The following is a 14,219-nucleotide window of genomic DNA, read 5'->3' on the forward strand; positions in this document are numbered from 1 at the left end:
ATTACGGCTTCGTTGCACCCAGGCTCCCCTTGGTCACCAGTCAACCCCCAAACGCTGACAAATGACGCTGATCCCGCCGTCGTCGTTGACGCGAACGGATCGATCGTGATTACTTCATTGCAAACCTTTGCAGCATCACGGGAGGCGACCGCATGTCACCGAGAGCCGCCGGCCGAGTCCGGTACGCCGTCGTGGGCACCGGCGCGCGGGCCGAGATGTTCGTCCGGGCGCTGGTGCTCGACCACGCCGACACCACCGAGCTGGTCGCCTTCGCCGACGTCAACCGGGCCCGGATGGACGCGCACAACCGCTGGCTCGGCGAGCTGGGTCACCGCCCGGTGCCCACGTACCCGGCCGGTGACTTCGCGGCCATGCTGGACAAAGAGCGCGTCGACGTTGTCCTGGTCACCAGCGTGGACGTCACCCACGACGAGTACGTGGTGGCCGCGCTGCGCGCCGGCCGGGAGGTCGTCACCGAGAAACCGATGACGGTGGACGTGGCCCGCTGCCGGCGGATCCTGGACACGGTCACCGAGACCGGTGGGCGGGTGACTGTCGCCTTCAACTACCGCTACAACCCGCTGCACGAACAGGTTCGCCGGCTACTCGCCGAGGGCGCGGTCGGCGAGATCGGCTCGGTGCACTTCGAGTGGCTGCTGGACGTCCGCCACGGCGCCGACTACTTCCGCCGCTGGCACCGCGACAAGGCCACCTCCGGCGGGCTGATGGTGCACAAGGCCAGCCACCACTTCGACCTGGTCAACTGGTGGCTGGCCGCCACGCCCGTCGAGGTGTACGCGGCCGGCCGACTCTTCTTCTACGGGCAGGACGGTCGCCGGCACGGCTACGCCCGAGACTACGACCGGGCGCACGGCTCCCCCGCCGCCGCCGACGACCCGTTCGCGCTGCGGCTGGACGCGCATCCCCGGTTGCGCGAGCTGTACCTCGACGCCGAGGCCGAGGACGGCTACCAGCGCGACCGCAACGTCTTCGCGCCCGGGGTGAGCATCGAGGACGACATGGCGGTGCTGGCCCGCTACTCCACCGGCGCCACCATGACCTACCACCTCACCGCGTACGCGCCCTGGGAGGGCTACCGGGTGATGGTCAACGGCAGCCGGGGCCGACTGGAGCTGGACGTGGCCGAGAACGACTTCGTCGACCGGGGCACCGCCGGCGCGGTCAAGGGCGCCGCCCTGCACGGTGCCGAGGCGCCGGCCGAGGGCGGCGGTGCGACGCTTACCCTGCGCCCGTTCTGGGCCCCGCCCCGGCAGATCCCGGTGGAGGGTCGCAGTCGGCACGGGCACGGCGGCGCGGACGCCCGGATGACCGGGGTCCTCCTCGGCGGTCAACCCGACCCGTTGGGCCGCGCCGCGACCGCAGACGACGGCGCGTTGGCACTGCTCACCGGTCTGGCCGCCAACCGGTCCTTCGAGACCGGCCAACCCGTTCGCGTCGCCGACCTGCTCACCCCCCGCTGACACAGGAGACGAGGAGTCCCACTCCGTGCCCACGTTCGACCACACCGACCTGCTCTTGCCGCCCGAGCCGGGCCAGCGCGCGCTGGCCCGGGAGCTGTACGCCCTGGCGGCGGAGCAGCCCATCATCTCGCCGCACGGGCACGTCGACCCCGCCCTGCTGGCCGAGGACCGACCCTTCCCGGACCCGGCGCAGCTGCTCATCGTGCCCGACCACTACCTGACCCGGATGCTGCTCAGCCAGGGCGTCCCCCCGTCCGACCTGGGTGTGCCCACCCGCGACGGCAGCCCGGTGGAGACCGACGGCCGGGTGATCTGGCGACGCTTCGCCGCGCACTGGCACCTGTTCCGGGGCACCCCGTCGCGACTCTGGCTGGAGCAGACCTTCCGCACCGTGTTCGGGGTGCACACCCCGCTCGGTCCGGCCACCGCCGACACCCTCTACGACGAGATCGCGGCCCGGCTCGCCGAGCCGGACTTCCGGCCCCGCGCGCTGTTCGAGCGGTTCAACATCGAGGTCCTCGCCACCACCGAGTCGCCGCTGGACGACCTCGCGCAGCACGCCAAGCTCGCCGCCGACGGGTGGGGCGGGCCGGGCGGCCGGGTGGTCACCACGTTCCGCCCGGACGACGTGGTGGACATGGAGTTCGAGGGTTGGTCGACCAACGTGGACCGTCTCGGCGACCGGGCCGGTGAGGACACCGGCACGTACGCCGGCTACCTGGCCGCGCTGCGGGCTCGACGCGCCGCGTTCATCGCCGCCGGCGCCACCTCCTCCGACCACGGCCACCCCACGGCGCGCACGCTGGACCTGACCCCGGCCGAGGCCGAGCGGCTCTACGACCGGGGCCGGCGCGGCGAGGCCGACGCCGCCGACGCGGAGGCGTTCCGGGCGCACATGCTCGTGGAGTTCGCCCGGATGTCGCTCGACGACGGCCTGGTCATGCAGCTGCACCCCGGCGCGGTGCGCAACCACAACCGGTGGCTGCACGCCCGGCACGGCCGCGACGTCGGCGGCGACATCCCTCAGGCCACCGAGTACGTGCACGCGCTCGCGCCGCTGCTGGAGCGCTACGGCAACGACCCCCGGCTGCGACTTGTGCTCTACACCCTCGACGAGGACACCTTCACCCGCGAGTTGGCACCCCTCGCGGGCGGGTACGCCGCGCTGCTGCTCGGCGCGCCCTGGTGGTTCCTGGACTCCCCGGAGGTGCTGCGCCGGTTCCGGGAGACGGTGACCGAGAGCGCCGGCTTCTACAACACCACCGGGTTCGTCGACGACACCCGGGCGTTCTGTTCCATCCCGGTACGCCACGACGTGGCCCGCCGGGTGGACGCCGGCTTCCTGGCCCGGCTGGTCGCCGAGCACCGGCTGCCGATGGACGAGGCCGCCGAGACCATCGTCGACCTGGCGTACCGGCTGCCCAAGCGGGTCTTCAACTTCGGAGGACACCAGCAATGACCGTCACCATCACCTCCGTCGAGGTGCACGACGTGCGGTTCCCCACCGCCGCCCGGGGCGACGGCTCCGACGCGATCAACCGTGGCGACTACTCGGCGACGTACGTGGAGCTGGGCACCGACGCCGGCGCGACCGGCGCCGGGTTCACCTTCACCAACGGCCGGGGCAACGAGATCACCTGCGCGGCGGTGCGCGCCCTGGCCCACCACGTCCAGGGGCGCACCATCGAGGAGATCACGGCCGAGCCGGTGGCGTTCTGGCGCTCGCTCAGCGCCGACGTGCAGCTGCGCTGGCTGGGCCCGGAGAAGGGCGTCATCCACATGGCCACCGGCGCGCTGGTCAACGCGGTGTGGGACCTGCGGGCCACACTGGCCGGCAAGCCGATGTGGCGCTTCCTCGCCGACCTGCCCACCGAGGATCTCGTGGCCAGCGTCGACTTCCGGCACATCACCGACGCGCTCACCCCGGACGAGGCGGCCGCCATCCTCGACAAGGGATTAATCGGAGGGGATGGCCGGCTCGCGGAACTCGAGCAGAGTGGTTTCCCTTCGTACACCACCTCGGTCGGGTGGCTCGGCTACCCCGACGACAAGGTGCGGGCGCTGACCCGGCAGGCGTACGCCGACGGCTGGCGGGCGATGAAGATGAAGGTCGGCGGCCCGCTCGCCGACGATCTGCGGCGGGCCCGGATCATCCGGGAGGAAATCGGCCCGGACGCGCTGTTGATGATGGACGCCAACCAGGTCTGGGACGTCGACGAGGCGATCACCGCGATGGCGGCGCTGGCCGAGGTGGACCCGTACTGGATCGAGGAGCCCACCCACGCCGACGACATCCTCGGGCACGCCCGGATCGCCCGCGCGGTGACCGAGTTGACCGCCGGCCGCTGTCGGGTGGCCACCGGGGAGGTGGCCGCCAACCGAGTGATCTTCAAACAGCTGCTCCAGGCCGAGGCGATCGGGGTGATGCAGGTCGACGCCTGCCGGGTCGGTGGCGTCAACGAGGTCCTGGCCGAGCTGCTGCTGGCGGCGAAGTTCGGCGTGCCGGTCTGCCCGCACGCCGGCGGCGTGGGCCTCTGCGAGTACGTCCAGCACCTGGCGATCTTCGACTACCTGCGGGTGGGCACCGGTCTGGACGGTCGGATGATCGAGTACGTCGACCATCTGCACGAACATTTTGTCGATCCGGTGCGGACCCGCGGTGGCCGCTACCTGCTGCCCGAACGGCCCGGTTACAGCGCCACCATGAAGCCCGCGTCGATCGCCGAGTTCCGCTTCCCGGACGGTCCGGCATGGCGGTGACCGTCGGCTCCCGGCTCGGCCTGGGCATGCTGCGCCGGCTGCCCGCCGAGGCCCGCCCGCTGATCCGGCCGGGCACCGTGCCGACCGGCGTCGTACACCTGGGGTTGGGCGCGTTCCACCGGGCCCACCAGGCCGTCTTCACCGAGGCGGCGGTCGGCGCGGCCGGCGGTGACTGGGGCATCATGGCCGTTGCCCCGCGCAGCACCGCCGTGGTCGAGGCGATCGCCGCGCAGGACAATCTGTTCAGCGTCAGCGCCCTCTCCGCGGCCGGCAGCTCCACCCGGGTGGTGGGCGCCCTGAGCGGTGTCCGGCACGCGCCCAGCGACCCGGACGCCGTGGTGGCGCTGCTCGCCGACCCGGCGGTCCGCGTGGTGACCCTGACCGTCACCGAGAAGGCGTACCAACTCGACCCGGTGACCGGCCGACTGTCCCCGGACTCGGCGCTCGCCGCGGACCTGGCCGGCGGCGGACCGCCGACCACGGTGCCGGGGCTGCTGCTGCGCGGGCTGGCCGCCCGGGCCGCCGCGGACGCCGGGCCGGTGGCCCTGGTGAGCTGCGACAACCTGCCGGCCAACGGTCGACGACTGCGCGGCATGCTCGACCAGGCGGTCAGCCGGGCCGGCGCGGTGCCCACCGGGCTGGTCGAGTGGGTGGCCGGCAACGTCACCTGCCCGGGCACCATGGTGGACCGGATCGTGCCGGCCAGCACTCCGGAGACGATCGAGGCGGCCCGGCGGGCGCTCGGCGTGACCGACCTGGCCGCGGTGGCCGCCGAGCCGTACGCGCAGTGGGTGATCGAGGACGATTTCCCCGGCGGTCGGCCCGGCTGGGAGTTCGCCGGGGCGGTGCTCACCGACGACGCCGGCCCGTGGGAGCGGTTGAAGCTGCGCGCCCTCAACGGGGTGCACTCCGCCATCGCGTACCTCGGAGCCTTGGCCGGTCGGGAGACGATCGCCGACGCGCTGGAGATCCCGCACCTGCGTGAGGTGCTGCGCCGGCTGGTCGCCGAGGACGTGGCGGCCAGCTTCACCCCACCGGACGGGGTGCGGGTGGTCGACTACGGCGAGCAGGCCCTCGCCCGGTTCGGTAACCCGGCGATCCACCACCGCACCCTCCAGGTGGCGATCGACGGCTCCCAGAAGCTGCCGCAGCGCGTCCTGCACACCATCGCCGACCTGCGCGCGACCGGGCGGTCCGCGCGCTGGGGCGCGCTGGTTGTGGCGTCCTGGTTGCGCTTCGCGCTGGGGTACGCCGACGACGGCCGGCCGTTGCCGCTCCAGGACCCGCTGGCCGGGCCGATCCGGGCCGCGCTGGACGCCGGGGCGCAGAGCCCGGCGGGCGCGGTCGACGCGGTCTTCGCGCTGCGCGACGTCATCCCGGTGGAGGTGGCTGAGGACGACGAGGTCCGCGCCGACGTGATCGCCTGGCTCACCGCGTTGGAGCGGCACGGCGTCGAGGCAACCCTGGCCGGTGCACGGTGACCGGGTCGACCCGGACCGGTCGGCGGTGAGCGGGACAACCCCGCCGCCCCGGGTGGCGGTGATCGGGGCGAACGGGCACGGTCGCTGGCACCGGCGGGTGATCGCGCCCCTGCACGCCGCCGGTCGGCTGCGGTTGGTCGCCCTCGTCGACGTCCGACCGGTGGAGGACGACCCGGCCGCCCCGGTGCCGCCCGGGGTGGCGGTGTTCACCGACCACCGGGCGATGCTCGCGGCCACCCGGCCGGAGGTGGTGGTGATCTGCACGCCACCGCACACCCATCTGGCGATCGCCCGCGACGCCCTGGCCACCGGCGCGGATCTGCTGCTGGAGAAGCCGCCGGTGCTGTCGTTGGCCGAGCACGAGGAGCTGACCTGGGCCCTCACCGCCGCCGGCCGGGTGGCCCAGGTCGGCTTCCAGGCGCTCGGCTCGGCGGCTCTCACCGCGCTGACCGACGCGCTGGCCGCCGGCCGGCTGGGCACTGTCACCGGCATCTCCACCATCGCCGCCTGGCAACGGCCGGACGCCTACTACGCCCGCTCCCCCTGGGCCGGTCGACGGAGTGTGGACGGCCGACCGGTGCTGGACGGCGCGCTCGCCAACCCGCTCGCGCACGCGGTGATGCAGTGCCTGGCGATCGCCGAGGCGCTCGCCGGGGCGACGCCGTGGCCGGTCGCGATCGAGGTGGAACGCTACCGGGTCCGGCCGATCGAGGTGGAGGACACGGCCGTGCTGCGGGTCCGGTTCCGCGCCGGGCCGCCGGTGCTGGTGGCGGTGACCCTGGCCGCCGAGGAGTTCGTGGCGGGCGAGGTGGTGGTGACCGGTACGACGGGGCAGGCGGTGCTGGAGTACCCGACCGACCGGCTGCGTCTGCCCGGGGACGTGGTGACCCGCCGGGTGCCGGGGCGGTTGGGGCTGCTGGAGAACCTGCTCGCCCACCGGGTCGACCCGGTGGGCGTGCCACTGATCGCACCGCTGGCCCGTACCGCGCCGTTCACCGCGCTGCTGGACGCGTTGCGGCCCGCGCCGGAGCCCCGGCTGCTCGACGGCGAGCTGGTGATCACCCTCGGCGAGGGCGGGGAGCGGGTCCGCCACCTGCGGGGAGTCGTCGACGTGTTGCGCCGGTCGGCCGAGCGGGGGGCGCTGCCGAGCGAACTGGGGGTGCCGTGGGCGTCCGCCGCCTACCGCGCCGAGCTGGCCGGATAGCGGCAGACCTACCTGGGACGGACCTCCACCACCAACGAATGGAGTGAGTCGATGCGCAGAATCCTCGGCGGCGCCACAGTGGTCGCCCTTCTTCTCGGCGCCGCCCCGGCCGCGGCCGCCGCCCGTCCGGACGTCCCGTCCGCCGACCGGCTCTCCTGGTTGGCCGACCACCTCGGCCGGCAGACGCTGGCCGAGCGGGACGGTTGGGCAGCCGACGGCCCCGGCACCACCGGGGGCTCGGCGGCCACCCCCGAGCGGACCCGGGTGGTCCACAACCGGGCGGAGCTGGTCGCCGCGCTGGGCGGCGACAACGCTGGCAACGCCGCCGACGCCACCCCGAAGCTCATCTACGTCGACGGCGCCATCGATGGCTTCGAAGGACCCGGTGGCACGCCGCTGAGCTGTGCCGACCTGGCCGACCCGGCCTACCGGTTGGACGCCTACCTGGCCGCGTACGACCCGGCGGTGTGGGGACGGGTGCCACCGAGCGGGCCGCTGGAGGAGGCTCGGGTGCGCTCGGTGACCAACCAGACCCGGCAGACCCAGATCAACGTCGGGCCGAACACCACGATCATCGGGCTGCGCGGCGCTCGACTGACCGGCCTCACCCTCATGATCGACCGGGCGTCGAACGTCATCGTCCGCAATCTGACCCTCGTCGACGCCCGGGACTGCTTCCCCGCCTGGTCGCCGACCGACGGCGAGGCAGGCAACTGGAACAGCCAGTACGACCAGATTTCGGTACGCCGGAGCGAGAACGTCTGGGTCGACCACAACACCTTCACCGACGGCGACAACCCGGACAGCGCCCAGCCGGTGTACTTCGGTCGGCCGTACCAGGTGCACGACGGGTCGCTGGACGTCACACACACCGCCAGCCTGGTCACCGCCTCCTGGAACCGCTTCACCGGTCGGGACAAGCTGCTGTTGATCGGCTCGTCCAACACCGTCGGCCCGGACGTGGGCCGGCTGCGGGTCACCCTGCACCACAACCTCTTCGACGGCGTCCTGCAACGGCTGCCCCGGGTGCGTTTCGGTCAGGTCGACATCTACAACAACCACTACCGACTCGGTGGGGACGACTTCCAGTACGCGCTGGGCGTCGGTGTCCAGTCGGCGATCTACGCGCAGAACAACTTCTTCACACTGGACGCGGCGGTCGACCCGGCGGACCTGCTCTACGACTGGGGCGGCACCGCGCTGACCGAGCGAGGCTCCTGGGTCCGCCAGGGCGGTGGCGCGGCGCGACCGGTCGACCTGCTGGCGGCGTACAACGCGACCCATGACCCCGACCTGGCCGCGGACGCGGGTTGGACGCCCACCCTGCGCCGCGACCCCGTCCTGCCGGCGCCGCTGGTCCCTCTCCTGGTGGGCCCGCTCGCCGGCGCCGACCGGCTGCCGATCTGACGGCTCGGCACGCCCGCGAATCGCGGTCGGGTCGGCGACGTACGGGCTCATCGATGTGGTGAAGATCGGCTATAAGTGACGCATGGACTTCCCGCCGCACCTGGGCAGCATGCCGATGCACGCGATCACCGAGATCCACGGGGAACCGGGCCTGCTGGAACGTTTCCGGTTGGAGGTCCAGCAGTTCGACGACGCCGCCCGGGCGCGGTTGACCGCCGCGCTCGACCTCGCCGCCGAACTGCACCGCGACGATCGACGCGTCCGCGAGCCGTACCTGAACCACCTGCTGCGGGTGGCGATCAGGCTGATGCACCACTACCAGGTGCGGGACGTGGACGTGATCGTCGCCGGTCTGCTGCACGACGCGGTGGAGGACCACCCGGTCGAGCTGGCCGACGGCGACCAGGGCACCGACCCGACCGGGGCCGCGCTGGCCGCGCTCGCCGCGCGGTTCGGGCCACGGGTGGCCACCCTGGTCGCCGCGGTCACCAATCCGGTGTACGACCCCGAGCGTGACCGCAACGCGCAGTACCGGGAGCATCTGGCGGTCAGTCTGGACCGGGAGCCCTGGGCCCGGGTGATCAAGGTGTCGGACTTCACCGACAACGGGGTGGGCGTGATCCACACGATCGGGCCGAAGGTGATCTCGTCGGCCCGGAAGTACCGGCCGCTGGTGCCGCTGTTCCGGGACCTGATCGGCCGGCCGGACACCCCGTTGTCGCCCGCGGTGAAGCGGCACATCTTCGGCCAGCTGGACCTTGCCGAGGAGCGGTTCAGCGCCATCCTGGACCAGCCCGCCCCGAACTGACCCGTCTCCGGATCACCCGACCGGGTTCCGTGACAAGTTCTCAGATCTGCCAGGAAGCCTCGGGCATTACGGTTGGTTTGCGCCAGATGAGAGGAAATTTCCCTCTCGATTCGTTTTTCTGGCGTGTCACCAATCGAGAGGATTCGGATCATGCGCGACCTTTCCCGTCGTGATCTGCTCAGGGCGACGGCCGTCGGCGCCGGAGCGGTCGCTATCCCGAGCGTGATCGCCGGCAGCTCGGCCGTCGCGGCCGACGGTCCCGGGTGGCCCTCCGACACGAAGTTCCCGCCGGCACAGCTGACCGGCCGGATCGTCCGCCCGCAGAGCCCCAACTACGCGGAGGCGAGCCTCGGCTGGGACGAGCTGTTCGTGCACTATCCGCTGGTCATCGTCTTCGCTCAGGAGACCCAGGACGTGGTCAACGCGCTCACCTGGGCGCGGCAGCACAACGTCGCACTGCGGGTACGCAGTGGCCGGCACAACCTGGAAGGCTGGTCGAACGTCGACAACGGCATCGTGATCGACGTCAGCGAGCTGAAGGACGTCCACATCGACACCGCCACCCGCACGGCGAAGGTCGGCGCGGGGCTCAACCAGTCGGAGGCGGTGACCGCCCTCGGGGAGCACGACCTCGCGGCGACGACCGGCACGGAGGGGACCGTGGGCCTCTCCGGCGCCACCCTCGGCGGCGGCTTCGGCTTCCTCACCCGCTATCTCGGGATGGCCTGCGACAACCTGATCGGTGCGGAGATCGTCGTGGCGGCGGGCGCCGACGGCGCGAAGGTGCTCGAAGTGGACCCGTGGAACCACTCGGACCTGCTCTGGGCGCTGCGCGGAGCGGGCAACGGCAACTTCGGGATCGTCACTTCCCTGACCTACAAGGTCGCGCCGCTCACCAGCGTCGCCTACCTGCAGGTGACCTGGCCCGGTCTCGGCGATCTGCACGAGGTCTTCGACGCCTGGCAGCGGGTCGCACCCTTCACCGACCCCCGCCTCGGCACCCAGGTCGAGGTCCACCCGGATGAGATCCTGCTGTTCGCGGTGCTCGCCGAGGGGTCCGAGGCAGAGGCCAGGAAGCTGCTGGCGCCGATCCTGTCGATCGGCAGCCCCACGGTCACCGTGCAGATCGGCGGCTGGGGTGACGTCTACGCCGGCTTCCAGATCCCGAACGAGGACGAGCCGGCGAAGTGGAAGTTCTTCTCCCAGTTCACCCGCGAACCGTTCCCGGAGAAGGCGGTCAGCATCGTCCGTGAGTTCATGGAGAAGGCGCCCTCGCCCGACAGCAACTTCTTCACCCAGGCCTTCGGCCGCGGGGCGCAACGACAGGAGCCATTTGGCGGCTCGGCGTTCCCGCACCGCGACGCGCTCTTCTACTCGGAGCCCGGCGTCGGCTGGGGCACCCGCGGCGAACCCGACAGCGACGATGCCATCACCCCGATCGCCCAGACCTGGATCGCCGAGTTCAGCCAGGCGCTGCGGCCCTACGTGGACGGCGCCTACGTCAACGTGCCGAACATCGGCATGGCCGAATGGGAGAAGGCCTACTGGGGGCACAACTTCCCCCGGCTGCGCAAGATCAAGGCGAAGTACGACCCGCACAACGTCTTCCAGTACGAGCAGAGCATCCCGCCCGCGACGCACTGACCGGATGACCGGCGGTGCGGGCGGGTGCGGGTGGCACCCGCCCGCACCGCCGGGCCACCAACCTCGTGCCCGCCCCGGGAGGGAGGCGCGATCCGGCGCGGGAGCGGTGTCACCCGTGAGTGCGGTATACCTCAGAGTCATATTCATACCCCAGAGTCATAGCGCTGCTCAGAGCATCCACCTCCAGGCGCCGTCACCCACCGTGAGATTTCGCCGCCACTGCCGCTGACGGCGGGGTTGGGCAGCGGTCAGGACGGCACCGCCTTGGTGAGGAGCGGGCCGGCGCCGACGGCGCATGGCCTGGTTCGTGTCGATATGCCGTCTGCTCGGTGACGGCGTGGCGGCAGGCAAATCGGTCACCGGTTGTTAGCGTGAAACGCGGATCCGTGACCGTGGAGGGGTGCCATGACGGACGCCCCCGACGGGAGGCCGAGGCCCGCGGACCAGTGGCGACGCCGGGGCGTACGAGGGTTGACCATCGCCCGCGACGCCGGTGTGCGCGCCTGGCGGTGGTGGACGCGTAGCTGGGATCGGCTGGTCGCCGCGCTCCAGGACGAGGCGCCCGTCGGCTCCGCTGCCGCGCCGTCGCCGTCCGGTCCACTCGTCGAACAACGCGACGCACCCCGGCTGATCGCGGTCCCGGCACGCGGATACGTCTACTCGTTCTACATCCGCGCCACGTTCGCCTGGTCGTCACCGGCGAGCCTGCGGTCAGAGGTGCTGAGCTGGTACGTGCAGTACTTCCAACCGAACGCGATCCAGCGGCTGACCCGGCTCGCCGCCGACGCCGCCCGGGACCTGCCGCCGAACCGGGCAGCGGACCTGGAGGTGGCGTTGCAGCGGGCGCTCGCCGACGACCCCGTTTGGCGCTACAGGCGGGGCGAGGTCGTCATCACCTGCCGACCCGACGCCGCCGTCCGGCTCGACGAGCGGATCCTGCCGGCACTCAAGCCGCACATCGACCGGCTGGTCAAGCTGGAGTACCAGTTCGACGAGCAGCTCCGGCAGGCCAGGTACGCCGAGGAGCTGAGCCGTCGGTGGACGGCGATCCTGAGCGAACACGTCGATGAGACAGCTGACCAGGACATCACCGACGCCCGCGACCACATGCTCACCGCCCAGCAGGACGCCGCACGCTGGATCAACGAACTCCTCAGCCACCACGCCGACCACCCCACCGACGCGACCCCCTCCCCCTCCATCCCACCCCAACAGACTCGCTCGGCCCCTGATTCATCCCCTTCATGATCACTTGATGGTGGGTGGTTGGGTGCGGGCTCTTGCGGCGTTCCGGGATCAGGTAGCGGGGAGGTACGTCACTCGGGCGGGTTCGGCGAGCACCGCCCGTGCCGCGGGGACATCCGCCAACCGGGCGGCAAGAGTAGCGACAGCGAGGCGCTCCGGCAGGGCAGCGCTGAATTTGAGACCGGTAAGTGCCTTGTCGCTGACGTCCGGTAGACAGACCCGCTCCACCGCATCTGTCATTGCCGCCCGTACCGTCCGACCATCCAGGTCCGCCCGCAGCCGGATCGACGCGTCGTCATATCGTTGGGTCGGGTCGGCGAGTTCGCTGAGCGTGGCGATCAGCGTCGCATTGGCACGGAAGCCGGCCCAGGTCCACCACCGCACCTCACCGTCATTTTCCCTGGCAACCACCGTCCCCGCGGGATGGATGACAGACGTCGCGTCATCCCGCAGATCGGCCAGTCTCGTCTTCGCCCGGCCCGTCAGGGCAACCGGCGGGTCGGCGCCGAGCAGCACATCACGCATCGCCCGGACCATCCGGTACGACAGCCCCTGGGGGGAACCGCTGGTCATCCAGAGCGCCTTTCCCCCGCCCTCGGCCGGCTCGACGAAGCAACGGCGGCGCTTCCAGTCGATGTAGGTGACCCGCCAGCTTCGGCCGGCGAGCAGCAGCAGCCGGGGACCGAACACCTTTGCGGTCAGCAGCGCGGGATCAGTACGACCGATCTCGGTCCGACCGGAGAGCACGGTGAACTGCGGCGCAGCGGTGAACACCGCGAGCATGTCCATGAAGTGCCGGCGCCCGAAGCGCAGTTCTGCTTCGGGCCCGATGAAAAGCATCCCGGAGTCGGTATCGAGGTAGCCGTGTTCGACGAGATGGCGCACGATCACGTCGGCGGTCTTGTCGAAGGGCGCCAACCCGTTCCACTCCCGCGGCCAAAGGTGGTCACCGACCCGGTGTTGTTGCAGCGACAGCGCGAGCATCTGCTGGGCGACGATGTGTCGTGGCTCGGGCGGCGGGTCGACGGCTTCGACCCAGCCCTGCGCCCAGAGGTGCAGCAGCCCGGCGGCGTGCAGCAGCCCTTCACCGTCCAATGCGAGGAACAGACAGTTGCGGCTGCTGCCGGGCCGTCGACCGGTCCGGCCGATGCGCTGGAGAAACGCGGCGACGCTGCGCGGAGCATTGATTTGGATGACCCGGTCAAGGTCACCCACGTCGATGCCGAGTTCGAGGGTGCTGGTGGCGACGATGACGCAGTCCCGCTCCTGCGCGAACGCCTCTTCAGCTCGCCGCCGCTCGTCGACCGAGAGTGACGCGTGGGAGAGGAACGTCGTCACGTTGAGCGCACGCAGTCGTTGGCCGAGGTCCTCGACCAGCGCTCGGGAATCGCAGAAGACCAGGCGCTTCTGTCCCTGGTGCAGCGACGCGATGACCTTGGCAGCGTTGTGCACCGATCCCACGTAGTCCAGCTCGACCTCACCGGCCGGCACTGCCGGCCGCCCGGTGCTCGGCGTTGCGCCCAGGTCGGACGCCACCACCCGCGCCGCCCGCTGACCCCGGCCCGAGCCCTGCAACCAGCTCAACAGCTCGTTCGGGTTACCGACGGTCGCGGAGAGACCGATTCGCTGTATCGGCCGTCCCGCCACGCGGCCGATACGTTCGAGAACGGCGAGCAGGTGCCAGCCTCGGTCGTCGCCGGCGAACGCGTGCACCTCGTCCACCACGACCGCCCGGAGCTGGCCGAAGAACGAGTCATGGTCGACCGCGGCGCTGACCAGCATCGACTCCAGCGACTCCGGGGTGGTCAGCAGGACGTCGGGCCGGTCACGGAGGATCGCCCGCCGCCGCCCCATCGTCACGTCGCCGTGCCAGAGCGCCGTCCGGCGGCCGAGCCAGCCGGTGTAGGTCTCCAGTCGAGGCAGCAGATTGTTGAGCAGGGCCTTCAGCGGACAGACGTAGATGAGCGAGGTGCCCGACCAGTTCTCCTGCGCCATCCGGGACAACAGCGGGAACACCGCCGCTTCGGTCTTACCGCCTGCGGTAGGCGCCAGCAGCAGGGCGTCCTCCCCGTCGAGCAGCGGACGCACGGCCGCTTCCTGCAGCGGTCGCAGCGCAGGCCACTGCAGGGAGTTCACCACGTGGTGCAGCACAACCGGATGCAGCAGCTCCGCACCACTCGTCATGATTC

At 71.4% G+C, this 14,219-nt stretch carries 10 protein-coding genes; 9 read left to right on the top strand and 1 reads right to left on the bottom strand.

The window, feature by feature from the left end:
• Window positions 1-152 precede the first annotated feature (152 nt).
• The 9 genes from FB453_RS07715 to FB453_RS07755 all read left to right on the top strand — a co-directional run bounded on the left by FB453_RS07715 (window position 153) and on the right by FB453_RS07755 (window position 12,033).
• Window positions 153-1,481, top strand: a complete 1,329-nt coding sequence (locus tag FB453_RS07715; RefSeq protein WP_145788651.1) for a Gfo/Idh/MocA family protein — start codon at window positions 153-155, stop codon at window positions 1,479-1,481.
• A 25-nt stretch (window positions 1,482-1,506) separates the two neighbouring features.
• Window positions 1,507-2,940 carry a glucuronate isomerase gene (uxaC, locus tag FB453_RS07720; protein WP_145788652.1) on the top strand — a complete coding sequence of 478 codons (1,434 nt, stop codon included), beginning with the start codon at window positions 1,507-1,509 and terminating at the stop codon, window positions 2,938-2,940.
• Entirely contained in the window at window positions 2,937-4,241 is a 1,305-nt protein-coding gene (locus tag FB453_RS07725) for an enolase C-terminal domain-like protein (RefSeq protein WP_145788654.1), read from the top strand. The genes uxaC and FB453_RS07725 overlap by 4 nt, the downstream gene beginning before the upstream one ends.
• The gene (locus FB453_RS07730; RefSeq protein ID WP_145788655.1) at window positions 4,232-5,722 is read left to right on the top strand and encodes a mannitol dehydrogenase family protein; all 1,491 of its coding nucleotides are present in this window, start codon (window positions 4,232-4,234) and stop codon (window positions 5,720-5,722) included. The genes FB453_RS07725 and FB453_RS07730 overlap by 10 nt, the downstream gene beginning before the upstream one ends.
• Window positions 5,723-5,747: 25 nt before the next feature.
• A complete protein-coding gene (locus FB453_RS07735) occupies window positions 5,748-6,926 on the top strand; it encodes a Gfo/Idh/MocA family protein (protein ID WP_112590310.1) in 1,179 nt (392 codons plus the stop codon).
• A 51-nt stretch (window positions 6,927-6,977) separates the two neighbouring features.
• A complete protein-coding gene (locus FB453_RS07740) occupies window positions 6,978-8,333 on the top strand; it encodes a polysaccharide lyase family 1 protein (protein ID WP_145788657.1) in 1,356 nt (451 codons plus the stop codon).
• Window positions 8,334-8,415: 82 nt separating this feature from the next.
• Window positions 8,416-9,141 carry an HD domain-containing protein gene (locus FB453_RS07745; protein WP_145788659.1) on the top strand — a complete coding sequence of 242 codons (726 nt, stop codon included), beginning with the start codon at window positions 8,416-8,418 and terminating at the stop codon, window positions 9,139-9,141.
• Window positions 9,142-9,291: 150 nt separating this feature from the next.
• The gene (locus FB453_RS07750; RefSeq protein ID WP_145788661.1) at window positions 9,292-10,785 is read left to right on the top strand and encodes an FAD-binding oxidoreductase; all 1,494 of its coding nucleotides are present in this window, start codon (window positions 9,292-9,294) and stop codon (window positions 10,783-10,785) included.
• 405 nt (window positions 10,786-11,190) lie between these two features.
• Window positions 11,191-12,033 carry a hypothetical protein gene (locus FB453_RS07755; RefSeq protein WP_145788662.1) on the top strand — a complete coding sequence of 281 codons (843 nt, stop codon included), beginning with the start codon at window positions 11,191-11,193 and terminating at the stop codon, window positions 12,031-12,033.
• A 48-nt stretch (window positions 12,034-12,081) separates the two neighbouring features.
• Here the strand turns inward: FB453_RS07755 and FB453_RS07760 are convergent, their stop codons facing one another.
• On the bottom strand, window positions 12,082-14,214 hold the full coding sequence (locus tag FB453_RS07760) for a DEAD/DEAH box helicase (protein ID WP_145788664.1): 2,133 nt from the start codon (window positions 14,212-14,214) through the stop codon (window positions 12,082-12,084).
• Window positions 14,215-14,219: the final 5 nt, after the last annotated feature.

The organism is Micromonospora sp. CNZ322, from assembly GCF_007827755.1.

Coding starts and splice junctions, on each gene's coding strand:
- FB453_RS07715 (WP_145788651.1), top strand. CDS start 153: ATGTCACCGAGAGCCGCCGGCCGAGTCCGGTACGCCGTCGTGGGCACC.
- FB453_RS07725 (WP_145788654.1), top strand. CDS start 2,937: ATGACCGTCACCATCACCTCCGTCGAGGTGCACGACGTGCGGTTCCCC.
- FB453_RS07730 (WP_145788655.1), top strand. CDS start 4,232: ATGGCGGTGACCGTCGGCTCCCGGCTCGGCCTGGGCATGCTGCGCCGG.
- FB453_RS07740 (WP_145788657.1), top strand. CDS start 6,978: ATGCGCAGAATCCTCGGCGGCGCCACAGTGGTCGCCCTTCTTCTCGGC.
- FB453_RS07745 (WP_145788659.1), top strand. CDS start 8,416: ATGGACTTCCCGCCGCACCTGGGCAGCATGCCGATGCACGCGATCACC.
- FB453_RS07750 (WP_145788661.1), top strand. CDS start 9,292: ATGCGCGACCTTTCCCGTCGTGATCTGCTCAGGGCGACGGCCGTCGGC.
- FB453_RS07755 (WP_145788662.1), top strand. CDS start 11,191: ATGACGGACGCCCCCGACGGGAGGCCGAGGCCCGCGGACCAGTGGCGA.
- FB453_RS07760 (WP_145788664.1), bottom strand. CDS start 14,214: ATGACGAGTGGTGCGGAGCTGCTGCATCCGGTTGTGCTGCACCACGTG.